Annotated in this window: 19 protein-coding genes; 10 read left to right on the top strand and 9 right to left on the bottom strand. The window is 71.0% G+C overall.

Annotation, left to right across the window (positions count from 1 at the left end; all coding sequences use genetic code 11):
• Positions 1–57: 57 nt before the first annotated feature.
• Genes ACF1G2_RS22830 through ACF1G2_RS22815 form a run of 4 tightly spaced genes read left to right on the top strand, consistent with a single transcriptional unit; the run spans position 58 to position 8,006 of the window.
• Positions 58–1,566 carry a cytochrome ubiquinol oxidase subunit I gene (locus ACF1G2_RS22830; protein ID WP_391800019.1) on the top strand — a complete coding sequence of 503 codons (1,509 nt, stop codon included), beginning with the start codon at positions 58–60 and terminating at the stop codon, positions 1,564–1,566.
• An 18-nt stretch (positions 1,567–1,584) separates the two neighbouring features.
• Positions 1,585–2,592 carry a cytochrome d ubiquinol oxidase subunit II gene (gene cydB / locus ACF1G2_RS22825; protein WP_391800018.1) on the top strand — a complete coding sequence of 336 codons (1,008 nt, stop codon included), beginning with the start codon at positions 1,585–1,587 and terminating at the stop codon, positions 2,590–2,592.
• A gap of 15 nt (positions 2,593–2,607) precedes the next feature.
• Positions 2,608–6,273 (top strand): thiol reductant ABC exporter subunit CydD, encoded by a 3,666-nt coding sequence (cydD, locus tag ACF1G2_RS22820; RefSeq protein WP_391800017.1) that lies wholly within the window; start codon positions 2,608–2,610, stop codon positions 6,271–6,273.
• A 20-nt stretch (positions 6,274–6,293) separates the two neighbouring features.
• Complete coding sequence (locus tag ACF1G2_RS22815) at positions 6,294–8,006, top strand: GAF domain-containing protein (protein WP_391800016.1); 1,713 nt, start codon at positions 6,294–6,296, stop codon at positions 8,004–8,006.
• Between the two features lie 182 nt (positions 8,007–8,188).
• On the opposite strand, the gene ACF1G2_RS22810 is transcribed toward ACF1G2_RS22815, so the two are convergent.
• From ACF1G2_RS22810 to ACF1G2_RS22780, 7 genes are all read right to left on the bottom strand, one after another.
• Positions 8,189–9,046, bottom strand: a complete 858-nt coding sequence (locus tag ACF1G2_RS22810) for a Cof-type HAD-IIB family hydrolase (RefSeq protein WP_391800015.1) — start codon at positions 9,044–9,046, stop codon at positions 8,189–8,191.
• A 178-nt stretch (positions 9,047–9,224) separates the two neighbouring features.
• Entirely contained in the window at positions 9,225–10,127 is a 903-nt protein-coding gene (locus tag ACF1G2_RS22805) for an LLM class flavin-dependent oxidoreductase (protein WP_391800014.1), read from the bottom strand.
• Positions 10,128–10,185: 58 nt separating this feature from the next.
• Entirely contained in the window at positions 10,186–10,638 is a 453-nt protein-coding gene (locus ACF1G2_RS22800; RefSeq protein WP_391800013.1) for a hypothetical protein, read from the bottom strand.
• 62 nt (positions 10,639–10,700) lie between these two features.
• Complete coding sequence (locus ACF1G2_RS22795; RefSeq protein ID WP_391800218.1) at positions 10,701–11,243, bottom strand: RNA 2'-phosphotransferase; 543 nt, start codon at positions 11,241–11,243, stop codon at positions 10,701–10,703.
• Positions 11,244–11,377: 134 nt separating this feature from the next.
• Positions 11,378–12,355 carry a MerR family transcriptional regulator gene (locus ACF1G2_RS22790; RefSeq protein WP_391800012.1) on the bottom strand — a complete coding sequence of 326 codons (978 nt, stop codon included), beginning with the start codon at positions 12,353–12,355 and terminating at the stop codon, positions 11,378–11,380.
• 100 nt (positions 12,356–12,455) lie between these two features.
• Entirely contained in the window at positions 12,456–14,237 is a 1,782-nt protein-coding gene (locus tag ACF1G2_RS22785) for an SDR family oxidoreductase (protein WP_391800011.1), read from the bottom strand.
• Complete coding sequence (locus ACF1G2_RS22780) at positions 14,234–15,085, bottom strand: M24 family metallopeptidase (RefSeq protein WP_391800010.1); 852 nt, start codon at positions 15,083–15,085, stop codon at positions 14,234–14,236. The genes ACF1G2_RS22785 and ACF1G2_RS22780 overlap by 4 nt, the downstream gene beginning before the upstream one ends.
• Positions 15,086–15,335: 250 nt before the next feature.
• Between ACF1G2_RS22780 and ACF1G2_RS22775 the strand changes: the two genes are divergently transcribed.
• The 4 genes from ACF1G2_RS22775 to ACF1G2_RS22760 are packed head-to-tail and all read left to right on the top strand — an operon-like array spanning position 15,336 to position 18,833.
• A complete protein-coding gene (locus ACF1G2_RS22775; protein ID WP_391800217.1) occupies positions 15,336–16,298 on the top strand; it encodes an ABC transporter ATP-binding protein in 963 nt (320 codons plus the stop codon).
• On the top strand, positions 16,295–17,191 hold the full coding sequence (locus tag ACF1G2_RS22770; protein ID WP_391800009.1) for an ABC transporter permease: 897 nt from the start codon (positions 16,295–16,297) through the stop codon (positions 17,189–17,191). Before ACF1G2_RS22775 ends, ACF1G2_RS22770 begins: the two co-directional genes overlap by 4 nt.
• A complete protein-coding gene (locus ACF1G2_RS22765) occupies positions 17,188–18,099 on the top strand; it encodes an ABC transporter ATP-binding protein (RefSeq protein WP_352188592.1) in 912 nt (303 codons plus the stop codon). Before ACF1G2_RS22770 ends, ACF1G2_RS22765 begins: the two co-directional genes overlap by 4 nt.
• Positions 18,100–18,113: 14 nt before the next feature.
• Positions 18,114–18,833 carry an ABC transporter permease subunit gene (locus ACF1G2_RS22760; protein WP_391800008.1) on the top strand — a complete coding sequence of 240 codons (720 nt, stop codon included), beginning with the start codon at positions 18,114–18,116 and terminating at the stop codon, positions 18,831–18,833.
• Positions 18,834–18,923: 90 nt separating this feature from the next.
• Here the strand turns inward: ACF1G2_RS22760 and ACF1G2_RS22755 are convergent, their stop codons facing one another.
• Complete coding sequence (locus ACF1G2_RS22755; protein ID WP_391800216.1) at positions 18,924–20,240, bottom strand: MFS transporter; 1,317 nt, start codon at positions 20,238–20,240, stop codon at positions 18,924–18,926.
• A gap of 56 nt (positions 20,241–20,296) precedes the next feature.
• Positions 20,297–20,977 (bottom strand): FadR/GntR family transcriptional regulator, encoded by a 681-nt coding sequence (locus ACF1G2_RS22750; RefSeq protein WP_391800215.1) that lies wholly within the window; start codon positions 20,975–20,977, stop codon positions 20,297–20,299.
• A gap of 130 nt (positions 20,978–21,107) precedes the next feature.
• Between ACF1G2_RS22750 and lpdA the strand changes: the two genes are divergently transcribed.
• The gene (lpdA, locus tag ACF1G2_RS22745) at positions 21,108–22,511 is read left to right on the top strand and encodes a dihydrolipoyl dehydrogenase (protein WP_391800007.1); all 1,404 of its coding nucleotides are present in this window, start codon (positions 21,108–21,110) and stop codon (positions 22,509–22,511) included.
• Positions 22,512–22,615: 104 nt separating this feature from the next.
• Positions 22,616–23,233: a rhomboid-like protein gene (locus tag ACF1G2_RS22740; RefSeq protein ID WP_391800006.1), complete on the top strand. Its 618-nt coding sequence runs from the start codon at positions 22,616–22,618 to the stop codon at positions 23,231–23,233.
• Positions 23,234–23,378 lie beyond the last annotated feature (145 nt).

The following is a 23,378-nucleotide window of genomic DNA, read 5'->3' as shown; positions in this document are numbered from 1 at the left end:
GTGGGATTAAAGGGGCAAACTGCCGATGTGATCACGGCAAGGTAAGGAGAAGACGACGTGGACCTAGCTCTGGCGCCAGAGACCTTGGCGCGATGGCAGTTCGGCATCACCACCGTCTACCACTTTCTCTTCGTCCCCCTGACGATCTCCCTCGCCGCCCTCACCGCCGGTCTCCAGACCGCGTGGGTGCGCACGGAGAACGAGAAGTACCTCAAGGCGACGAAGTTCTGGGGCAAGCTGTTCCTGATCAACATCGCCATGGGTGTCGTCACCGGCATCGTGCAGGAGTTCCAGTTCGGCATGAACTGGTCCGACTACTCGCGCTTCGTCGGCGATGTCTTCGGGGCGCCGCTGGCCTTCGAGGCGCTGATCGCCTTCTTCTTCGAGTCCACGTTCATCGGCCTGTGGATCTTCGGCTGGGACAAGCTGCCGAAGAAGATCCACCTGGCCTGCATGTGGATGGTGTCGATCGGCACGATCCTCTCGGCGTACTTCATCCTGGCGGCCAACTCCTGGATGCAGCACCCGGTCGGCTACCGGATCAACGAGGAGCGCGGCCGGGCCGAGCTCACCGACTTCTGGCTGGTGCTGACCCAGAACACCGCGCTCACGCAGTTCTTCCACACCATGACGGCCGCCTTCCTGGTGGGAGGCGCGTTCATGGTCGGCATCTCCGCCTTCCACCTGGCGCGCAAGAAGCACGTCCCGGTGATGCGGACCTCGCTGCGGCTCGGCCTGATCACCCTGATCATCGCCGGACTCGGCACCGCCATCAGCGGCGACCTGCTCGGCAAGGTCATGTTCAAGCAGCAGCCGATGAAGATGGCCGCCGCCGAGGCCCTCTGGGACGGCGAGGCGCCCGCGCCGTTCTCGATCTTCGCGTACGGCGATGTCGACAAGGGCCACAACAAGGTGGCCATAGAGATCCCGGGACTGCTGTCCTTCCTGGCCAACGACGACTTCAGCTCGTACGTCCCGGGCATCAACGACATCAACAAGGCCGAGCAGGAGAAGTTCGGACCCGGCGACTACCGGCCCAACATCCCCGTCGCGTACTGGGGCTTCCGCTGGATGATCGGCTTCGGCATGGCCTCGCTGACCATCGGCATGGTGGGCCTCTGGCTGACCCGGAAGAAGTTCATGCTGGCGCCCGGGATGCGGACCGGTGAGGACGAGGTGCCGAATCTGGTCCTGTTCAAGCGGAAGGCGCTCAGCCCCCGTCTGGGCAGGTGGTACTGGATCATCGCGCTCTGGACCATGGCGTTCCCGCTGATCGCCAACTCATGGGGCTGGATCTTCACCGAGATGGGACGCCAGCCGTGGGTCGTCTACGGCGTGCTGCGCACCAGGGACGCGGTCTCCCCCGGCACCTCCCAGGGCGAGGTCCTCACCTCGATGATCGTCTTCACGCTGCTCTACGCGGTGCTCGCCGTGATCGAGGTCAAGCTGCTGGTGAAGTACGTCAAGGCCGGACCGCCCGAGCTCAGCGAGTCCGACCTCAACCCGCCCACCAAGATCGGCGGGGACGACCGTGACCCCGACCGGCCCATGGCCTTCTCGTACTGAGGCTCAGGAGATCGAGGCATGGAACTCCACAACGTCTGGTTCGTACTCATCGCCGTCCTCTGGATCGGCTACTTCTTCCTTGAGGGCTTCGACTTCGGGGTCGGCGTCCTTACCAAGCTGCTCGCCCGGGGCCGCACCGAGAAGCGGGTCCTGATCAACACCATCGGTCCCGTCTGGGACGGCAACGAGGTGTGGCTGCTCACGGCCGGCGGCGCGACCTTCGCGGCCTTCCCCGAGTGGTACGCGACGCTCTTCTCCGGCTTCTACCTGCCGCTGCTGATCATCCTGGTCTGTCTGATCATCCGTGGCGTCGCCTTCGAGTACCGCGCGAAGCGGCCCGATGAGAACTGGCAGCGCAACTGGGAGGAGGCCATCTTCTGGACCTCCCTGATCCCCGCCGTGCTGTGGGGTGTCGCCTTCGGCAACATCGTGCGGGGCGTGAAGATCGACAGCGAGATGGAGTACGTCGGCACCTTCGGGGACCTGCTCAACCCGTACGCGCTCCTCGGCGGCCTGGTCACTCTCGCCCTCTTCACCTTCCACGGGACGGTATTCGCCGCGCTCAAGACGGTGGGGGACATCCGGGCCCGTGCCCGGGCGCTCGCGCTGAAGCTGGGGCTCCTGACGGCCGTCCTCGCGCTGGTCTTCCTCGTCTGGACGCAGGTGGACAAGGGCGACGGCTGGAGCCTGGGCGCCATGCTCGTCGCCGTGGTGTCGCTGGTCGGCGCCATCGTGGCGATCAAGGTGGGGCGTGAGGGCTGGTCGTTCGCACTGTCGGGTGTCACGATCGCCGCGGCGGTGGCGATGCTCTTCTTCACCCTGTTCCCGAACGTCATGCCGTCTTCGCTCAACCCCGAGTGGAGTCTTACCGTGACGAACGCTTCGTCGAGCCCGTACACCCTGAAGATCATGACCTGGTGCGCCGCGATCGCCGCTCCGCTGGTGATGCTCTACCAGGGCTGGACCTACTGGGTGTTCCGCAAGCGCATCGGTACGCAGCACATCGCCGGCGACGCCGCTCACTAGGGGGAGATGTTTCACGTGAAACCGATCGATCCGCGTCTGCTCCGGTACGCCAGGGCCACCCGCTTCTTCCTCGGAGCGGTCGTGGTGCTCGGCCTGGCCGGGGCGGCGCTGGTCGTCGCCCAGGCGATGCTCATCGCCGATGTGGTCGTGGGCGCCTTCCAGGAGGGCCTGTCGGTTTCCGGCCTGACCACACCCCTGCTCCTGCTCGCCGGAGTCGCGGGGGGCCGGGGGCTGGTCTCCTGGCTGACCGAGCTGGCGGCCCACCGGGCGAGCGCCGCGGTCAAGTCCGAACTGCGGAGGCGGCTGCTCGACCGGGCGGCCGCACTCGGTCCGGGATGGCTCAGCGGCCAGAAGGCCGGCTCGCTGGCTGCTCTCGCCACCCGCGGAGTGGACGCGCTCGACGACTACTTCGCGCGCTACCTTCCGCAGCTGGGGCTCGCGGTGGTGGTGCCGGTGGCGGTCCTGGTCAGGATCGTCACCGAGGACTGGGTCTCGGCCGCGGTGATCGTCGTGACCCTGCCGCTGATCCCGCTCTTCATGATCCTTATCGGCTGGTACACCCAGGCCCGGATGGACCGGCAGTGGAAGCTGCTGTCCCGGCTCTCGGGCCACTTCCTCGACGTGGTGGCCGGGCTGCCGACGCTCAAGGTGTTCGGACGGGCCAAGGCCCAGGCCGATTCGATCCGCGCGATCACGTCGGAGTACCGGCGGGCGACGATGAAGACGCTGCGCATCGCCTTCCTCTCCTCCTTCGCCCTGGAGCTGCTGTCGACGCTCTCGGTGGCGCTGGTCGCGGTCGGGATCGGCATGAGGCTGGTCCACGGCGACCTCGACCTGTACACGGGTCTGGTCATCCTGATCCTGGCGCCCGAGGCCTATCTGCCGATCCGGCAGGTGGGGGCGCAGTACCACGCGGCGGCGGAGGGGCTGGCGGCCGCGGAGGAGATCTTCGAGGTCCTGGAGAGCCCGGCGCCCCAGAACGGCAGGGGCACGGTGCCTACGGCGCCCCGGATCGAGCTGACAGACGTGACCGTCCGTCACTCGGGCCGGGCCGAACCCTCGCTGGACGCGGCATCGCTCCTCGTCGAGCCTGGAGAGACCGTCGCCCTCGTGGGGCCGAGCGGGGTCGGCAAGTCCACGCTGCTCGACGTGGTGCTGGGGTTCGCGACCCCGGATGAGAGCGGCTCGGTCCGCGTCGGGGGCGCCGAACTCGGCACGCTCGACATGGAGGAGTGGCGCTCGCGGATCGCCTGGGTGCCGCAGCGGCCCTATCTGTTCGCGGGGACGATCGCCGAGAACGTCCGTCTGGCGCGCCCCGACGCCTCCGACGAGGCGGTACGGGAGGCCCTGCGAGACGCCGGCGCGGACGGGTTCGTCCGCGCCCTCCCGGCCGGGGCCGACACCGTGCTCGGCGAGGACGGCGCGGGTCTCTCGGCGGGCCAGCGCCAGCGACTCGCCCTGGCTCGCGCGTTCCTGGCGGACCGGCCCGTGCTGTTGCTGGACGAGCCCACGGCCGCGCTGGACGGCGCGACCGAGGCCGGCGTGGTCGAGGCGGTCCGCCGCCTCGCCGCGGGCCGTACGGTCCTCCTTGTCGTCCACAGGCCGGCACTGCTCGCGGTCGCGGACCGCATGGTGGAGCTCGTGCCGGCGACCGCCCCTGAGGAGCGGCCCGCCAGGCCCCTCGACCGCTCGTCCTGGGCCTCCGCCGTGCCCGCGCAGGCCGCGACGGAGCCGGCCGCTCCCGCCGCGACGGAGCCGGCCGCGCCCGTCGAGGCAGGGGCAGCGGTGGCAGACATCCCCGAGACGGAAGAGGGACGATCGGCCTTCGGGCGCGTCCGCGCCATGGCCGGGGAGCTGCGGGGGCGGATGGGCCTCGCCCTGCTGCTCGCGAGCCTGGCGCTCGGATCCGCCGTAGGACTCATGGCGGTCTCCGGGTGGCTCATCTCCCGGGCCTCCGAACAGCCCCCGGTGCTCTACCTGATGGTCGCCGTCACGGCCACGCGGGCCTTCGGCATCGGCCGGGCCGTGTTCCGGTACGCCGAGCGGATCGTGTCCCACGACGCGGTGCTGCGGATGCTCGCCGAACTCCGGGTCGCCGTCTACCGGCGCCTGGAGCGCATCGCCCCCGCCGGGCTGCGCCGCACCCGTCGCGGCGACCTGCTCTCCCGGCTCGTCCAGGACGTCGACGCGCTCCAGGACTACTGGCTGCGCTGGCTGCTGCCCGCGGGCGCGGCGCTCGTCGTGGGGGTCGGCTCCGTGGGGTTCACCGCCTGGCTGCTCCCCGAGGCCGGGGCCGTGCTCGCCCTGGGCCTGCTCACCGCGGGTGTCGCCGTGCCGCTGCTGAGCGGGCTGCTGGCCCGCCGCGCCGAGCGGCAGCTCGCCCCCGCCCGCGGCGCCCTCACCGCCACCGTCGTCGATCTGCTGCGCGGCTGTGCCGAACTGACGGTGGCCGGGGCACTGAAGGACCGTACCGAGCGGGCCGGAGCGGCCGACCGTACGCTCACGGCCATCGCCCGCCGGCAGGCGGCGGCCACCGCGCTCGGGGCCGGCCTCTCCGCCCTCGTCTGCGGTCTGACCGTCGCCGCGGCCGCGTTCGTCGGGGTCCAGGCCCTCCGTGACGGCCGCCTGGAGGGCGTGGCGCTGGCCGTCGTCGTCCTGACCCCGCTCGCCGCCTTCGAGGCCGTCACCGCCCTCCCGCTCGCCGTCCAGTACCGCCAGCGGATCAAGCGGAGCGCCGAGCGGGTGTACGAGGTCCTCGACGCCCCCGCACCCGTGCACGAGCCCGCACGGCCCGCCACACCGCCGCGAAGCCCCTTCCCGCTGGAGGTCGTCGGCCTCTCGGCGCGGTACGCGGGCCAGGAGCGGGCGGCGCTCGGCGACTTCGCGCTCACTCTGGGGGCCGGGCGACGGGTCGCCGTCGTCGGCACCTCCGGTTCCGGCAAGACCACACTCGCCCAGGTGCTGCTCCGGTTCCTGGACGCCGACACCGGCTCGTACCGGATCGGCGGGGTGGAGGCGGCCGAGCTCGACGGCGACGACGTCCGGCGTCTCGTCGGTCTCTGCGCCCAGGACGCCCACATCTTCGACAGCACCCTCCGCGAGAACCTGCGCCTGGCGCGGACCGGCGCGAGCGACGACGACCTGCGTGCGGCGCTGGACCGAGCCCGCCTCCTCGACTGGGTGGACGGGCTGCCCGACGGGCTCGACACCCTGGTCGGCGAGCACGGTTCGCGGCTCTCGGGGGGCCAGCGGCAGCGCCTCGCACTCGCCCGGGTCCTCCTCGCGGACTTCCCGGTCCTCGTCCTGGACGAGCCGGCGGAACATCTGGACCTCGCCACGGCGGACGCCCTCACCGAGGATCTGCTGCTCGCCACCGAGGGGCGCACCACCGTTCTCATCACCCATCGGCTGCACGGCCTCCATGCCGTCGACGAGGTCGTGGTCCTGGACGAGGGACGGACGGTGCAGCGCGGGCCCTACGCGGAGCTGGCACGTGTCGACGGCCCGCTGCGGCGGATGCTGGAGCAGGAGCGCGCGACCGATCTCCTGCTCACTCCGGGACAGGCTTCGGGCGGGACCTCGGGTGAGGTCTCGGCGGAGACCCCGGGAGACGCCCCGGGCGGGACCTCGGGTGAGGCTTCTGGGCATACCGCGGGGCACCCGACTTTTCTTGGCAAATAGGACTTACTAGGCTCAAGGCCATGACCGCCGCCGTGCCTGATCTCCCGGACCCCCTGGAAGCCGCCACCCAGGCCACCCGCAGCCTCCAGGGCCTGTCCACGGAGCTCACCGCGCGCGTGCCCCAGCTCCTGGAGGCGATGCGCTCCGTCGGCACCGGGCTCGAACTGCACTCCACCCTCGACCGCATCTGTGAGACGGCGGCCGAACTCGCCGGCTCCCGCTACGCGGCCATCGGCGTCGTCGACGAGGAGGGCGAGGGCCTCTCCGACTTCGTCACCTACGGGGTCGACGACGAGGTCGCCCGCCGGATCGGACGCCGCCCCGACGGTCACGCCGGACTGCTCGGCGCACTCATCCGCGACCCCCGCACGATCCGGCTCGCCGATCTGTCCGCCGATCCCCGCTCCGCCGGATTCCCGCCCGGCCACCCGCCGATGCGGACCTTCCTCGGGGTCCCGATCCGGGTCCAGGGCGAGATCTTCGGCAACCTCTACCTCGCCGAGAAGAACGACGGCGGCGAGTTCAACGACTACGACGTCCACATGGTCCGCGTCCTCGCCACGGAGGCGGGCATCGCCATCGGCAACGCCCGCCTCTACGAGGCCGCCCGCCAGCGCGAACGCTGGATCGACGGTTCGGTGGCCGTCACCACCGCCCTGCTCTCGGGCGGCGACGCGGACGACGCGCTCTCGGTGGTCGCCGAACAGGCCCGCAGACTGGCGGACGCTGCCGCCGGGATCGTGCTCCTGCCCGCCGAGGAAGGCGGGCTCGAGATCGTCGCCGTCTCCTCAGAACCGGTGTCCCCCGCGCTGGGCACGGTGATCCCGCCCGAGAGCGCCGTGGTGGACCGGCTGCTCGAAGGCGAAGCCGTCTTCGTCGACGACGCCTCGACCGACCCGCGCATGGTCAGCCGCCTCGCCGCCCGGTACGGCCCCAGCATGCTGCTGCCCCTGCACAGCGGCGGCAGGGTGCTCGGCGCGCTCGCCACGCCACGCGCGCGTGGCGGCCGCCCGTTCACCGAGGCGGAGCGGACGCTCGCCACCCAGTTCGCCTCCCAGGCGGCGCTCGCGCTGATGATGGCCGAGGCGCAGCGCGACCGGGAGCGGCTGGCCGTCTACGAGGACCGCGACCGGATCGCGCGTGACCTGCACGACCTGGTCATCCAGCGGCTCTTCGCCACCGGGATGATGCTGGAGAGCGCCCAGCGGAGGTCGGTCGTGCCCGCGGTGCGCGACGGCGTCGGCAAGGCCGTCGACGAACTGGACGTGACCATCCAGGAGATCCGTACGGCGATCTTCGCGCTCCAGCAGGGGCCCGCCGAGGCCCCCTCCGGGCTGCGCACCCGGGTGCTACGGGAGATCAACATGGCCGCCGTGCCGCTCGGCTTCAAACCCGCGCACCGCTTCCTCGGGGCGATCGACTCCACGGTCGGCGAACTCACCGGCAAGAACCTCATCGCCGCGCTGCGCGAGGCGTTGTCCAACGCCTTCCGGCACGCGCGGGCGACCCGGATCGAGGTCGTCGTCGACGCGGGCGTCGAACTCCCCGACGGCGCCGCCGGGGTGCGGCTCTCGGTGGCGGACGACGGCGTCGGCATCCCGGAGGGCGGGCGGCGCAGCGGACTGCGCAACCTGGCGCGGCGCGCGGAGTCGCTGGGCGGGTCGAGCTGGTGCGACCCGGGCATCGGCGAGGACGGCGGCGGTACGACGGTGGTGTGGCAGGCCCCGTTGTAGGGCCGCCCGTCCCCGCAGGCCGACCGCCCCCCTGGGCCGACGGTCTCCCCTGGGCCGACCGTCCCCCATGGGCCGACCGTCCCCGTAGGGCCCACCGGCCCGGTACGGCCGACCGTCCCCGTACGGCTGTCGGCCTGCCCGAGGCCTGCCCGCCGGCCCGTGCCGGATCCGCCACCGGGGCGTCAGTCGTCGATCGTGCCCGCGAGGACGCGCTCGATCACGACGGCCACACCGTCCTCGTTGTTGCCGACCGTGCGGCGGGAGGCGGCGGCGAACACGTCCGGGTGCGCGTTGCCCATCGCGTACGAACGGCCTGCCCAGCTGAGCATCTCGATGTCGTTCGGCATGTCCCCGAAGGCCACGACCTCATCGGCGGAGATCCCGCGCTCGGCGCAGCACAGCGCCAGCGTGGACGCCTTGGAGACCCCGAGGCCGCTGATCTCCAGCAGCGCCGTCGGGCTGGACCGGGTGAAGGAGGCCAGCGCGCCGGCGGACGCGCGGGCCGTCGCGAGGAAGTCGTCGGGCTCGAGGTCCGGGTGCTGGGCGAGGAGCTTGAGCACCGGGGCGGCGGCTCCCGGCTCCTCCTCGAAGAGCAGCTTCTCGGCGGAGGCGACGGTCGCACCCGGGTCGAGGAAGAACGGCGGGTACTGCGGCTCGTAGTGGATGCCGGTGGTGAGCTCGACCGCGAACGAGGTGCCGGGCGCGGCGGCACGCAGCGTCGACACGACGTCGAGGGCGACGTCGCGTGCCAGCGGACGCACTTCCAGGAACGTTCCTCCGGAGTGGAGGTCGACGACGGCCGCGCCGTTGGCGCAGATCGCCTGGCCGTGGCCGTGGACGTGGTCGCTGACGACGTCCATCCAGCGGGCCGGGCGGCCGGTGACGAAGAAGACCTCGATGCCGGCCCGCTCGGCGGCGGCGAGCGCGGCGATCGTGCGGTCCGACACGGACTTGTCGTCCCGCAGCAGCGTGCCGTCGAGGTCGGTGGCGATCAGTCGGGGGGCCGGGGCCGCGCGGCGCGCGGAGTGGGGTGAGGTCACCGATCCATTCTTCCGCACGTGGTGCACGTGCGTGCGAGGGGGCGCACATCTGAGAGGGGCATTCACCGCCCCGCCGTGCGCCCCCGCCGCTGTTCCGCGCCTCTGGCACCCGCCCCTGCGCTTCCGGGGACCGCCCCTGCGCTCCCGGCACCCGCCCCTGCGCCCCGACGCCTCGGCGTCAGGAGAGCTGAGCGGCGGCCTCGGTGGCGATCTGCTCGAAGACGCGCTGGTCGGCTGCGAAGTCCGAGTCGGGGATCGGCCAGTGGATCACGAGCTCGGTGAAGCCGAGCGCCTGGTGGCGGCCCGCGAAGTCGACGAACGCGTCCACGGACTCCAGGGGCCGGCCGCGGTCCGGCGTGAAGCCGGTGAGCAGGATCTTGTCCAGGTCGTCCACGTTCCGGCCGGTCTCCGCGCACGCCTTGCCGAGCTTCTCGACCTGGCCGCGGATCGCCTCGACGGACTGCTCCGGCGTGCCCTCCTCGTACAGCTTCGGGTCACCGGTCGTCACCCAGGCCTGGCCGTACCGGGCAGCGAGCTTCAGCCCGCGCGGGCCGGTCGCGGCGACCGCGAAGGGAAGCCTCGGGCGCTGGACGCAGCCAGGGATGTTGCGGGCCTCTTCCGCCGCGTAGTGCGTGCCCGGCTGGGTCACCGCGTCCTCGGAGAGCAGCCGGTCGAGCAGCGGCAGGAACTCTCCGAACCGGTCGGCCCGCTCCTTCGGAGTCCAGGCCTCCTGACCGAGCACGGTGGCGTCGAAGCCGTTTCCGCCGGCTCCGATGCCCAGCGTGACCCGGCCGCCGGAGATGTCGTCGAGGGAGATGAGCTCCTTGGCGAGCGTCACCGGGTGGCGGAAGTTCGGCGAGGTGACCAGAGTGCCCAGACGGAGCCGTTCGGTGGCCGTGGCGGCGGCGGTGAGGGTGGGCAGGGCACCGAACCAGGGGCCGTCGCGGAAGGTCCGCCAGGACAGGTGGTCGTAGGTGTAGCCGGCGTGGAAGCCGAGCTCCTCGGCGCGCTGCCAGCGCTCGCGGCCGCCGTCGTGCCAGCGGTGGACGGGAAGGATCACGGTGCTCAGGCGCAAGGTCATGCACACGAGCCTACGGCGGCCGGCGGGAAGCGCGCAGGGCGCGGGAGGCCGATCCGCGTCAGCGGACCCGTCCGCTCAGCCAGGGGGTCAGCCTGTCGTCCAGGATGAGTTCCCTGTACGTCTCGTCGCCGGGCAGCGGCACGATCAGACGCCAGCCGGGCGGGAAGAACCTGCCCTTCACATGGGCGAGCCCGCCGTGGACCGAGCGTACGAAGGCAGGGACGTGGTCGCGGGGGACGTCCTCGAAGTCCACGCCGTCGACGGTGATCTTCGCATCGTCCTCGGGGAAGAGGCGGACGGTGACCGCCGGGGAGCCGCCGAGCTCGACGAAGGCCTCGTGCGGGAGGGAGCCGTCCCGGTCGAGGACGGTGAAGACACCCGCGGAGGTGCGCCGGGTGGTCTGGTCGGCACCGATGTCGTCGGTGACGTTCATCTCCAGGTCGTACTCACGGGCGATCTCGCGGATCGCGGTGACGGCCGACTCGGTGGTGGGCAGATGAGGGTGCGCCATGGGAACGATCATGCCTCAGGCATGGCCCGGTCCGGGTGTCCCGGCGGGGCCCGGCCCATGCCTCAGCCAGGAAGGCGGAGGAACTCCGGGGGAACCGCGTCGGTCAGCCAGACGCCGTTGGCGCTGACATGGAACACATGGCCCGCCCGGTGCATCGCTCCGGCGTCGACGCCGAGGACGACCGGGCGGCCGCGGCGGGCGCCGACGCGGGTGGCGGTCTCCCGGTCGGGGGAGAGGTGGACGTGGTGGCGGGCCATGGGGCGCAGGCCCTCGGTCCGGATGGCGTCCAGCCGGGCGGCGACCGTACCGTGGTAGAGGTACGCGGGCGGCTCCGCGGGCGGCAGGTCGAGATCGACCTCGACGGTGTGGCCCTGGCTGGCGCGGATCCGCGTTCCCTCGATCGCGAAGCGCTTCTTGTCGTTGGAGTCGACGACATGGTCCAGTTCGGCGCGGGTGATCGGGAAGCCGTTGGCGGCGGTCGCGCGCAGGAGGTCGTCGATCTCGGTCCAGCCGTGCGCGTCGAGGGTCAGCCCGATCCGCTCGGGCTGGTGCCGCAGGTGTTTCGAGAGGTACTTCGACACCTTCACGGTGCGTCTCTCGTCCATCGGTCTGTTCATGAGGCCAGGATGCCGGAGCGCGGATCTGTCGACCAATGAATTCGCCGGGGATGTTTGATCCACAGCGAACTGTAGTTATCCACAGGGGAATTGACGATTCTGTGGACAACGAGCCTTCCGTATCAGTGCATTTGGGCTACTCCGCCACTTTCATTGTGATTTGAGGCGAGCGTGTCCAATGTCCTTGTCTGCACTTCGCGTTCGGCGGCCGCCGCGATGAAGGCGGCCACGTTCTCGGCGCCAACCAGACGCTGTACGGCTCGAATCGTGCCGGACGGCAGGACCACCGGGCGGGGCTCCTCGTCACGCACCGGCGGGGGCTCGGGCGACAGGTGGTGCTGGAGATGCCGCGTGGCGAACAGGCGCATGGCCCGGGCGAGTTCGGCGTCCACGGTCTGCTGGGCGAGCGGTCTCAGCCGCCGTACCATCGCCGCCGCCTCGACCGCGTCGGAGTCCGTCGGCGGCCGGTGCTCCAGATATCGCGCGAAGACGTGCTCGGTCGTGAACTCCAGGAAACGGGAGGCGATGTGCTCGACCTGGACGCGAAGTTCCCGCAGATGCCCGGAGATCGCAGGGAGCGGGACGCCCGCCTCGTACAACTCGGCCGCCACCGCCAGCTCTTGGGGGCTCGGGACGAGGAACTCGTCCTCCCGGTCCGGGATCCGCTCCAGGACACCGAGGTCGATCGCCTCGCGGATCGCGTCCTCGTCGGGCTTGCCGCCGAAGGTGGCGTCCAGATCCGCACGGGAGATCCGGTCGGCCTCCTCGTCCGTCCACGGGCCGTCGACCTCGGCGACCAGGCCGAGGACGCCGCCGAGACCGCGCCCCGCGTCCCAGGCCTCCAGGAGCTCCTTGATCGAGGCCAGGGTGTAGCCCCGGTCCAGCAGGTCCGCGATCTGCCGCAGCCGGGCCAGATGCGTGTCCCCGTACACGTTGGACCTGCCCCGGCGCTCGGGCCGGGGCAGCAGGCCCCGGTCCTGGTAGGCACGGATCGTCCGGACCGTGGCGCCGCTGCGGTGGGCGAGATCCTCGATCCGGTACTCCGCCGGGGAGGCCTGTGCCGAGGCGGCCCCGCCTCCCTGCGCTGTCTGCTCCGACAAACCCACTCCCACGCTCGATCCTGCTACCCGATCGCGGTCCTGCGCGGGGAGCTCTCCCGCGAGGGATGGTACGACCGCCGGCCGGCGCCCGCACCGGCCCTCATGCCGGCGGCTCCAGCCGGGCTATCGCGCGCAGCGCCTTCGGGGCGAAGCGGGACAGGAGGTGGGCGCCGCGCGCCTCGGGGGTCACGGGGACGACGGCCTGATCCCGGACGACGGCGCGCAGGATCGCGTCCGCGACCTTCTCCGGCGGGTAGTTGCGCAGCCCGTAGAGCCGGGAGGCCTTCTTCTGGCGGCGCCTCTCCTCCTCCTCGCCGGCACCGGCGAACCGGGCCGTCGCGGTGATGTTCGTGTTCACGATCCCGGGGCAGATCGCCGACACCCCGATGCCCCGGTCCGCCAGCTCGGCGCGCAGGCATTCGCTCAGCATGAGCACAGCCGCCTTCGACGTGCTGTACGCGGGCAGGGCGCGCGAGGGCTGGAAGGCCGCGGCGGAGGCGGTGTTGACGATGTGGCCGCCCTGGCCGCGCTCGGCCATCTGGCCGCCGAAGATCCGGCAGCCGTGGATGACGCCCCACAGGTTGACGTCGAGGACCTTCTTCCAGTCCTCGCTGGTCGTGGCGAAGAACGAGCCCGAGAGGCCTATCCCCGCGTTGTTCACGAGGACGTCGACGATTCCGTACTCGCTCGCGACCTTCGCCGCGAGCTTCTCCATGGCCTGTTCGTCACTGACGTCGACGGTCTCGCCCCAGGCTTCGGGGGCGCCGATGAGCCGGGCCATCTCCGCCGTGCGCGCCGCGCCCTCGCCGTCCCGGTCGACGGCGACGACCCTCGCGCCGGCCTCGGCGAAGGCGAACGCGGTGGCCCGGCCGATACCGCTGGCCGCGCCCGTGACCAGCACCAGCTGGCCGCCGAACCGCTCGGCGTACACGGGATCGGCCGTGCTCTTCGCGGCTGTGCTCGGTGCCCTGGTGGCCGGATCCTCGTTCGCCCGGACGAACTCGGTGATCCAGGAAGCCAGTTGGTCGGGCCGGGTGCGCGCGACCCAGTGCTTGGCCGGCAGGGAGCGCCGGGTCAGGTCCGGGACCCACGCGGCGAGGTCGTCGTAGAGCCGCTCGGACAGGAACGCGTCGCCGGTGGGCGTGATCAGCTGCACGGGCGCGTGGGCGTACGCGTCGGCGCGCGGCCGGCTCAGCCGGGAGCGGACGTTGTCCCGGTAGAGCCAGGCACCGTGCGCGGCGTCCTCGGGCAGCGAGGGCGTCGGATAGTCGCCGCTCGGGACCTTCTCGACGCGCTCCAGAAGCTTGGGCCACCGCTTGCCGAGCGGTCCACGCCAGGCCAGCTCGGGCAGGACGGGGGTGTGCAGCATGTACACGTACCAGGACTTGGCGCCCTGGCCGAGGAGCTGGCCGACCCTGCGCGGGGTGGGCCGGGTCATGCGCTGCTTGATCCAGTGCCCGAAGTGGTCGAGGGACGGGCCGGACATGGAGGTGAAGGAGGCGATGCGGCCTTCGGTGCGCGGGACGGTCACGAACTCCCAGGACTGGACCGAGCCCCAGTCGTGTCCGACCAGGTGCACGGGCCGGTCGGGGCTCACCGCGTCCACGACGGCCAGGAAGTCGTCCGTCAGCTTCTCCAGCGTGAAACCGCCGCGCAGCGGAGCGGGTGCCGTGGACCGTCCGTGACCCCGGATGTCGTACAGCACGACGTGGAACCGCTCGGCGAGCCGGTGGGCCACCTCCGACCAGACCTCCTTGGAGTCGGGGTAGCCGTGCACGAGCAGGACGGTGGGCCGCGCGGAGTCGCCCAGCTCGGCGACGCACAGCTCGATCCCGCCCGTACGGACCCAGTGCTCCCGCGCCCCGTTCAGTGCCGCCGTCATGCCGCCGCCCCCTCTTCGTTCCAGCGCCGCACGTGCGGCAGGTCGTCGTCCAGCCAGAAAGCGCTCTGCTCGGGATCCTTCGAGTCGGTGACGACGAGGATCTCCTCGAACTTCGCTCCCGTACCCCGGAATCCGAGGTGCGGCTCGACCGCCCAGAGCCCTGCCCGGGGCGGGTGGTCGGAGAACGTGTACGGCGACCAGAGCGGCGACCAGCCGTCTCGGTGGCCGTGGATCGCGTCGCTCACGAGGCCCTTCAGCGACTGGGTGCCGAAGCCGAAGAGGGTGGGGGACCAGCGGCGCTCCCTGACCCGGTCGATCTTGTGGGCGATCACTCCGAAGGGATACGCGCGGTGCCGGTTGGCGTATCCCTGGCGGACCATGAGCCGGTCCACGTCCTCGTAGATCTCCCGCAGCGAGCGGCGCTCGCGCACCTCGGCCAGGATCAGATCGCGGTGGGCCCGGAGGTCGGCGAGGAGCTTGTCGTGGACCGGGTTCAGGCCCAGACAGCCGGAGTAGCCGATGTCCGAGGTGTAGCCCTTGTACACGGGGGCCATGTCGAGGATGAACGGCATCCCCGCTTCGAGCCGCCGGTTCGTGGGGAAGAACTGCAGCGGGATCTTGAAGTCGACGAAGGCCGTGCGGTCGCCGAACCATGCGAACGGCCGGTGGAACCAGTCCCTGACCCCCCGCTCGTACAGCCAGTCGCGCTGCATCCTCGCGGCCTCGCGCTCGGTCACGCCCGGCCTGAGCTGCCCCGCGACGGCCTCCGCGCACTCGTACGAGAGACGCTGCACTTCCCGGAACCCGCGCAGCTCCGCGGTCAGTTCGCTTGTCACTGCTGAGGCCATGCCACCCGTCCGTCCCATGAACATCCGTGTGTGCGCTACGTGGTCGTAACTTGACACTGATGAATGTGACAATGCCCGGCGGCTACGTCAAGAGGTGTGCAGGGCGCCTGTGGAAAACTCGTCGGGGGCGCTCGCGGAAAGACTTTGGTCTCGACTTCCCCTAAGGATCTGTACGCCTGGAGTCGTACAAGGATCGAGCCGTTGGGCTGACGACTCCTGTGGCGCGCGCCACTACCGTCGAACCGTGACTGTGATCGCCACCGAAAGCCTCAGCAAGCGGTTCCCCCGGGTGACCGCTCTCGACCGGCTCTCCCTGGACATCGGGCCCGGTGTGACCGGACTGGTGGGTGCCAACGGAGCCGGCAAGTCCACGATGATCAAAATTCTCCTGGGCCTGTCCCCCGCCACGGAGGGCAGCGCCCACGTGCTCGGCCTGGACGTCGCCACCTCCGGCGCGCAGATCCGTGAACGGGTGGGGTACATGCCCGAGCACGACTGCCTCCCGCCGGACGTCTCGGCGACCGAGTTCGTCGTCCACATGGCGCGGATGTCGGGCCTGCCCGCCACCGCCGCCCGCGAGCGGACGGCCGACACCCTGCGCCACGTCGGTCTGTACGAGGAGCGGTACCGCCCCATCGGCGGCTACTCGACCGGTATGAAGCAGCGGGTGAAGCTGGCCCAGGCGCTGGTCCACGACCCGCAGCTGGTCCTCCTCGACGAGCCGACCAACGGCCTCGACCCGGTCGGCCGCGACGAGATGCTCGGCCTGATCCGCCGGATCTGGACCGACTTCGGCATCTCCGTGCTCGTCACCTCCCATCTCCTCGGCGAGCTGGAGCGGACCTGCGACCACGTCGTCGTCATCGACGGCGGCCGGCTGCTGCGCTCCAGCTCCACCAGCGACTTCACCCAGATCACCACGACCCTCGCGGTCGAGGTCACCGACTCCGACTCCCACCCCGACGGCTCCCAGGCGCTGCGCACCGCGCTCGCCGCCGCGGGCGTCACCCTCCACGAGGGGCTCGAGGACGGGCTGCCCGGCGCAGGCCACATCCTCCTGGTGGAGGCCGTGGGCGAGGAGACGTACGACCTCGTCCGCGACACCGTCGCCGACCTCGGCCTCGGTCTCGTACGGATGGAGCAGCGGCGGCACCACATCGCCGAGGTCTTCCGCCCCGACGCCCAGCAGCAGGAGGAGGTGCCGGCGCGATGAGCTCCCAGGCCCCCGAGACCACGCAGATCCACAACATCGGCTACCGCAACTACGACGGGCCGCGCCTCGGCCGCGCCTACGCGCGCCGTGCGCTCTTCTCCCAGTCGCTGCGCGGAGCGTACGGACTGGGTCGCAGCGCGAAGTCCAAGGTGCTGCCGATGCTGCTGTTCGCGGTGATGTGCGTGCCCGCGCTGATCATCGTCGCCGTCGCGGTCGTCACCAAGTCGTCGAAGCTGCCGATCGAGTACACCCAGTACGCGATCTTCCTCCAGATGGTGATCGCCATCTTCCTGGCCGCGCAGGCACCGCAGTCGGTCTCCCGCGACCTGCGGTTCCGCACGATGCCGCTCTACTTCGCCCGCCCCATCGAGCGCGTGGACTACGTGGTCGCCAAGTACGGCGCGATGGCCTCCGCGATGTTCATCCTCACCGTCTCCCCGCTGCTGATCCTCTGGATCGGCTCGCTGCTCGCCAAGATGGACTTCGCCGAGCAGACGCAGATGCTGGGCCAGGGCCTCGTCTCCGTGACGCTCCTCTCGCTGCTCTTCGGCGGCATCGGCCTCGTCATGGCCGCGCTCACCCCGCGCCGCGGCTTCGGCGTCGCCGCCGTCATCGCCGTCCTGGTGATCTCCTACGGAGCGGTCTCCACCCTCCAGGGCATCGCCTACGGCACGGACAACGTCGGCGCCGTCAAGTGGATCGGCCTGTTCTCGCCGATCACCCTCATCGGCGGAGTGCAGGACGCCTTCCTCGGCGCGCCCACCGCCGCCCCCGGCGGGGAGGCCGCCGCGCCCGGCACCGCGGTCGGCGTGATCTATCTGCTGGTCGTCCTCGCGCTGATCGCCGGCTCGTACGGAGTCCTGATGCGCCGCTACCGAAAGGTCGGGCTGTGACAACGCTCAACATCGACCACACCTCGCGGTGGTTCGGCAACGTCGTGGCCGTCAACGACGTCACGATGACGATCGGCCCGGGCGTCACCGGCCTCCTCGGCCCCAACGGCGCCGGGAAGTCCACCCTCATCAACATGATGGGCGGCTTCCTCGCCCCCTCCACGGGCACGGTCACCCTCGACGGGGCGGCGATCTGGCGCAACGAGTCCGTCTACCGGCAGATCGGCGTCGTGCCCGAGCGGGAGGCGATGTACGACTTCCTCACCGGCCGTGAGTTCGTCGTCGCCAACGCCGAGTTGCAGGGGCTGGGGGACAAGGAGGCCCAGGCCGCGCTCGCCACGGTCGAGATGGAGTACGCGCAGGACCGAAAGATCGCGACGTACAGCAAGGGCATGCGCCAGCGCGTGAAGATGGCCTCCGCCCTCGTCCACGACCCGTCGGTGCTCCTGCTGGACGAGCCGTTCAACGGCATGGACCCGCGTCAGCGGATGCAGCTGATGGACCTGCTGCGCCGCATGGGCTCCGCGGGGCGCACGGTGCTCTTCTCCTCGCACATCCTGGAGGAGGTCGAGCAGCTCGCCTCGCACATCGAGGTGATCGTGGCCGGGCGGCACGCCGCCTCCGGCGACTTCCGCAAGATCCGCCGACTGATGACGGACCGGCCGCACCGCTATCTCGTACGGTCCAGCGACGACCGGGCGCTCGCGGCCGCGCTGATCGCCGACCCGTCCACCTCCGGCATCGAGGTCGACCTCGCCGAAGGCGCCCTGCGCATCCAGGCGGTGGACTTCGGCCGCTTCACGGAGCTGCTGCCCCGGGTCGCCCGGGCGCAGGGGATCCGGCTGCTGACGGTCTCGCCCTCGGACGAGTCCCTCGAATCGGTCTTCTCGTACCTCGTAGCGGCCTGAAAGGAGCCTGACCGATGTACAACCCCACAGTCGCCCGGCTCACCTACCGGGCCCTCCTCGGCCGCCGGCGGGCGCTGATCCTCTTCCTGCTGCCCGCGCTCCTGCTGGCGATCGCCGCGGCGGTACGGGTGTTCAACGGCGCTGACGACCAGGTCGCGGCCGATGTCCTCGGCGGCTTCGCGCTCGCCACGATGGTGCCGCTGATCGGTGTCATCGCCGGAACGGGCGCGATCGGCCCGGAGATCGACGACGGCTCGATCGTCTATCTGCTGTCCAAGCCGGTGAAACGGCCGTCGATCATCTTCACCAAGCTGATCGTCGCGATCGCCGTGACGATGGTCTTCTCGGCGGTGCCGACCTTCGTCGCCGGCATGATCCTCAACGGCAACGGCCAGCAGGTGGCGGTGGCGTACACCGTCGCGGCGCTGGTCGCCTCCATCGCGTACAGCGCGCTCTTTCTGCTGCTGGGCACGGTCAGCCGCCATGCGGTGGTCATCGGGCTGGTCTACGCACTGGTCTGGGAGGCCCTGTTCGGCTCGCTGATCTCCGGAGCGAAGACGCTGAGCGTGCAGCAGTGGTCGCTCGCGGTCGCCCAGAAGGTCAGCGGCGAGGGTCTGATCACCTCGGACGTCGGCCTGGCGACGGCGGTGTCGCTGCTGATCGGCGTGACGGTCCTGGCGACCTGGTACGCGGGCCAGAAGCTGCGGACGCTGAAGCTGGCGGGCGAGGAGTAGGACGAGGAGAGCACGAGCAAGCGGCGCACCGGAGCCCCGAAGGGGCCGGTGCGCCGCTTCCCGGGGGTCACGTTCGCGGCCTGCGGTGGGTCAGACCTTGCGGTCCCCGGCCGCGAGGAGGCCCACCACCAGGGCGGTCGCGCAGACTCCCAGGACCAGGACGATCGGCACCGTCCATGAGCCGGTCGCCTGGTGCACCGCGCCGGCGACCAGCGGCCCGGCCGCCGCCAGCAGATAGCCGACCGTCTGGGCCATCCCCGAGAGCCGGGACGCGGTCACCGCGTCCCCGGCCCGCAGCACGATCAGGGTGAGGGCGAGTCCGACGCCTCCGCCCTGTCCGACGCCGAGAAGCGCGGACCACAGCCAGGCGCCCTGCACGGGCGCGGCCAGCAGCCCCGCGTAACCCGCCGCGACCAGCGTCGTGACCAGGACGACCAGCGGGCGCTGACTCCGCATCCGGCCCGCGAGCAGCGGCACCGCGAAGGCCCCCGCCACCTGGGTCAGGGTGTTGAAGGCGAACATGACACCGGCCGTGGACCGGCTCATGCCGTGGTCCGTGAAGATCGTCGGCATCCAGGCGATCAGGACGTACGTCCACAGGGACTGCAGGCCCATGAAAAGGGTCACCTGCCAGGCGAGCGCCGAGCGCCAGACGCTCCGCGCGGGCGCCGCCGCCACCACGGATAGGGCCCCAGGCCCATCGTGCGGACGACGGCCCCGCCCCGCCTGTTCCGCCCGTCCTGCCTGTTCCGCCTGTCCCGCCTGTCCCGTACGGCCCTTGGCGAGCAGCACCTGCGGCAGCCAGGCCACCGCGGCGAGCGCCGCCAGCAGCGACCAGAAGGCGAGCGAGGCCTCCCAGCTCCCGCCGAAGGCATCCTCCAGCGGCACCGATGCCGCCGCGACCACCGTCGCGCCCGCGATCATCGCGCCCGTGTAGAGCGAGGTCATCGGCGCGGCACGGTCGGGGAAGTCACGCTTGATGAGGCCCGGCATCAACACGTTGAGCAGGGCGATGGCCGTACCGACCAGGACACCGCCGCCGTACAGCGCGTACACCGACGGCAGGACGCGCACCAGGATGCCGGCGCCGAGCAGCACGAGCGCCGCGAGCAGGACCGGTTCGACACCGAAGCGCCGCCCCAGCCACGGCGCGACCAGCGCACCCGCCCCCAGGAAGAGGACCGGCACGGAGGTCACCAGCGAACTGGCCGTGGACGACAGGCCGTACTGCTCCGCGATCTCCCCCACCAGGGGAGCCACGCTCGCCAGCGCGGCCCGCATGTTGAGGGATGCGAGCACGATCGCGGTCATGAGCAGCAGCGGGTGGGCGAGCCGTGCGCGGCGCCCCGCGGTCGCCGGGGCATCGGTCGCCAGGGCCTCGGTGACCCCGGTCGCCCTGGGGACCACGGTCGTCCCGGCGTCCCCGCTCGGCGCGCCGAGGGCCGGGCGTCCGGACTCCGGCCTCACCGCGACTCCCCCGTCAGAGCCGTCACCGTCTCCATCGGTACGCGCAGCAGCTCGCGGGCCTGTGCCTCCGCCGCGTCCGCGTCCCCCGACTCGATCGCCGCGATCAGCGCCTCGTGCGCGTCGATGTCGACGGGCGGCATCTCCCGGTCGCCGAGTGCCTCGACGAGCACCTCGTGCACCTGAGTGGAGAAGAAGCGGTACACCTCGCCGAAAGCCGTGTTGTGCGTGGCCGCGACGACGGCCAGGTGAAAGGCCAGGTCCGCGTCCGCGTCGCGGTCGCCCTCCTCGCGGAGGGTCGTGAGGGCGGCCCGCAACCGCAGCAGGTCGTGGGTGTCCCGCCGTACCGCCGCGAGGCGCGCGGCCTCCGCCTCCAGCGCGACCCGCAGCTCCAGGACGTCCCGCGCGCCGGCATGGCGGACCCCGCGCAGGACGGCCGCGGGGTCGGCGGTCGAGCGGACGAACGTGCCGTTGCCCTGGCGCGAGGCGAGGAGGCCCGCGTGGACCAGGACCCGGACCGCCTCACGGACGGTGTTCCGGCCGACGCCGAGCTGTTCGGCGAGCTCGTGCTCGGTGGGGATGCGGTCGCCGACCGCCCACTCGCCCTGCGCGAGCTGCTCCCGCAGCTGCTCGACCACCGAATCCACCAGCGAGGTACGCCCCGCCGCCTTGAGCGCCATCATCACTCCACCTCGATTGGCCCGGTTGCCCAGTCATCCTACAACTGACTCTCGGGGCCCTCCGGGGAGCGCCGGACTACTGTGGCTCCGTACGGGACACGAACACCCTCACCACCCTCGGGAGTCAGTCATGTCAGACCGCTTCGACGTCGTCGTACTCGGAGCTGGCCCCGGCGGCTACGTCGCCGCCATCCGCGCCGCCCAGCTGGGCAAGCGGGTCGCGGTCGTCGAAGAGAAGTACTGGGGCGGTGTCTGCCTGAACGTCGGCTGCATCCCCACCAAGGCGCTGCTGCGCAACGCCGAACTCGCCCACATCTTCAACCACGAGGCCAAGACCTTCGGCATCAAGGTCGACGGCACGGTCTCCTTCGACTACGGCGAGGCGTTCAGCCGCAGCCGGACGGTCGCGGACGGCCGGGTCAAGGGCGTCCACTTCCTCATGAAGAAGAACGGCATCACGGAGCTCGACGGCCGCGGCACGTTCGTCGACGCGAACACGATGCAGGTCGCCAAGTCCGACGGCACCACGCAGACGATCACCTTCGACAACTGCATCATCGCCACCGGCGCCACCCCGCGCCTGCTGCCGGGCACCGCCCGCAGCGAGCGCGTCGTGACGTACGAGGAGCAGATCCTCGCCGAGGACGTGCCGCAGTCGATCATCATCGCCGGCGCCGGCGCGATCGGCGTCGAGTTCGCCTACGTCCTGCACAACTACGGCGTGAAGGTCACCATCGTCGAGTTCCTCGACCGGATCGCGCCGCTGGAGGACGCGGACGTCTCCAAGGAGCTGGCCAAGCAGTACCGCAAGCTCGGCATCGACGTCCTCACCTCCACCCGCGTCGAGGCGATCGACGAGTCCGGCCCGCAGGTCCGCGTCACCGTCACCGGCAAGGACGGCGCGCAGAAGGTCCTGGAGGCCGACAAGGTCCTGCAGGCCATCGGCTTCGCCCCGAACATCTCCGGCTTCGGCCTGGAGACCACCGGCGTGGCGCTCACCGAGCGCGGCGCGATCGAGGTCGACGGCCGCTGCCGCACCAACGTGCCGCACATCTACGCCATCGGCGACGTGACCGCGAAGCTGATGCTCGCGCACACCGCCGAGTCCATGGGTGTCGTCGCCGCCGAGACCATCGGGGACGCCGAGACGATGGAGCTCGACTACCCGATGATCCCGCGCGCCACCTACTGCCAGCCGCAGATCGCCAGCTTCGGCTGGACCGAGGCGCAGGCGCGGGAGAAGGGGTACGACGTCAAGGTCGCCAAGTTCCCCTTCACCGCGAACGGCAAGGCGCACGGCCTCGGCGACTCCACCGGCTTCGTGAAGATCATCGCCGACGCGCAGTACGGCGAGATCATCGGCGCCCACCTGATCGGCCCCGACGTCACCGAGCTGCTGCCCGAGCTGACGCTGGCCCAGCAGTGGGACCTGACGGTCCACGAGGTCGCGCGGAACGTCCACGCGCACCCGACGCTGGGCGAGGCCGTGAAGGAAGCGATCCACGGTCTTGCCGGACACATGATCAATTTCTGAGAACTCTCCCGGCGCAGGGTGATAGGCACTGAAACGTGCCGAGTGAAACCCTCCCCGGTGGTGCGACGCCGGGTGGCGAACCGTCCCGACCGATCAGGTCGTGGGTGCGTTCGTCACCCGGTACGCATGTGTGGCTGCTCGTCATCGCGATCACCAGCATCGTCATCGCTCTGTCGTCCGACGGTGTGGAGCACTACCTGCTCCACCGCAACAGCAGCAACCTCTACCAGCTCTCCCACCACCCGATCCGGGCGCTGCTCGGCAGTGCGTTCTGGATCGAGGACCCGGCGGACTTCCTGCTGTACGCGCTGCTGTTCGAGGTCTTCCACGCGCCCGTCGAGCGCTGGCTCGGCACACTGCGCTGGCTCGTCACGGTCGCCACGGCGCACATCGCGGCCACGCTCATCAGCCAGAAGGTCGTCCTGGAGGCGATCCAGGACCACGACGTGCCGCGCAGCATGGCGCATGTGGTGGACATCGGGGTCAGCTACGGGATCGCGGCGTCGGTCGGGATCCTGACGTACCGGATCCCGCGGCCGTGGCGGTGGCTCTATCTGGCGGGAGCGGTGACCTTCTTCGCCGTACCGCTCTTCACGAGCCACACGTACACGGATCTGGGGCACGCGATCTCGCTCGCCATCGGGCTGGCCTGCTGGCCGCTGACGTGGGGCGAGCCGCCGGGAAAACCGGTGGCCTCCGAACCGCCCCCGCGCGCACACTAGTTGTGCGGGAGATGCCCGCCATGAGGCCGCAGGGCCGGCCACGAGACCGGGGAGGAGCACGACGATGACCGACACCAGTTCGAGCCGGAGTTCGAGTCCGTCGAGCTCCCTGCAGGGCGGCGCCCCCTAGCGCCGCCGGGGCGGC

Source organism: Streptomyces sp. NPDC013457, from assembly GCF_043089925.1.
GTDB lineage: Bacteria > Actinomycetota > Actinomycetes > Streptomycetales > Streptomycetaceae > Streptomyces.
This window is presented reverse-complemented; position numbering and strand designations above follow the sequence as displayed.

Coding starts and splice junctions, on each gene's coding strand:
- cydB (WP_391800018.1), top strand. CDS start 1,585: ATGGAACTCCACAACGTCTGGTTCGTACTCATCGCCGTCCTCTGGATC.
- ACF1G2_RS22815 (WP_391800016.1), top strand. CDS start 6,294: ATGACCGCCGCCGTGCCTGATCTCCCGGACCCCCTGGAAGCCGCCACC.
- ACF1G2_RS22805 (WP_391800014.1), bottom strand. CDS start 10,127: ATGACCTTGCGCCTGAGCACCGTGATCCTTCCCGTCCACCGCTGGCAC.
- ACF1G2_RS22800 (WP_391800013.1), bottom strand. CDS start 10,638: ATGGCGCACCCTCATCTGCCCACCACCGAGTCGGCCGTCACCGCGATC.
- ACF1G2_RS22795 (WP_391800218.1), bottom strand. CDS start 11,243: ATGGACGAGAGACGCACCGTGAAGGTGTCGAAGTACCTCTCGAAACAC.
- ACF1G2_RS22785 (WP_391800011.1), bottom strand. CDS start 14,237: ATGACGGCGGCACTGAACGGGGCGCGGGAGCACTGGGTCCGTACGGGC.
- ACF1G2_RS22780 (WP_391800010.1), bottom strand. CDS start 15,085: ATGGCCTCAGCAGTGACAAGCGAACTGACCGCGGAGCTGCGCGGGTTC.
- ACF1G2_RS22770 (WP_391800009.1), top strand. CDS start 16,295: ATGAGCTCCCAGGCCCCCGAGACCACGCAGATCCACAACATCGGCTAC.
- ACF1G2_RS22760 (WP_391800008.1), top strand. CDS start 18,114: ATGTACAACCCCACAGTCGCCCGGCTCACCTACCGGGCCCTCCTCGGC.
- ACF1G2_RS22750 (WP_391800215.1), bottom strand. CDS start 20,977: ATGGCGCTCAAGGCGGCGGGGCGTACCTCGCTGGTGGATTCGGTGGTC.
- lpdA (WP_391800007.1), top strand. CDS start 21,108: ATGTCAGACCGCTTCGACGTCGTCGTACTCGGAGCTGGCCCCGGCGGC.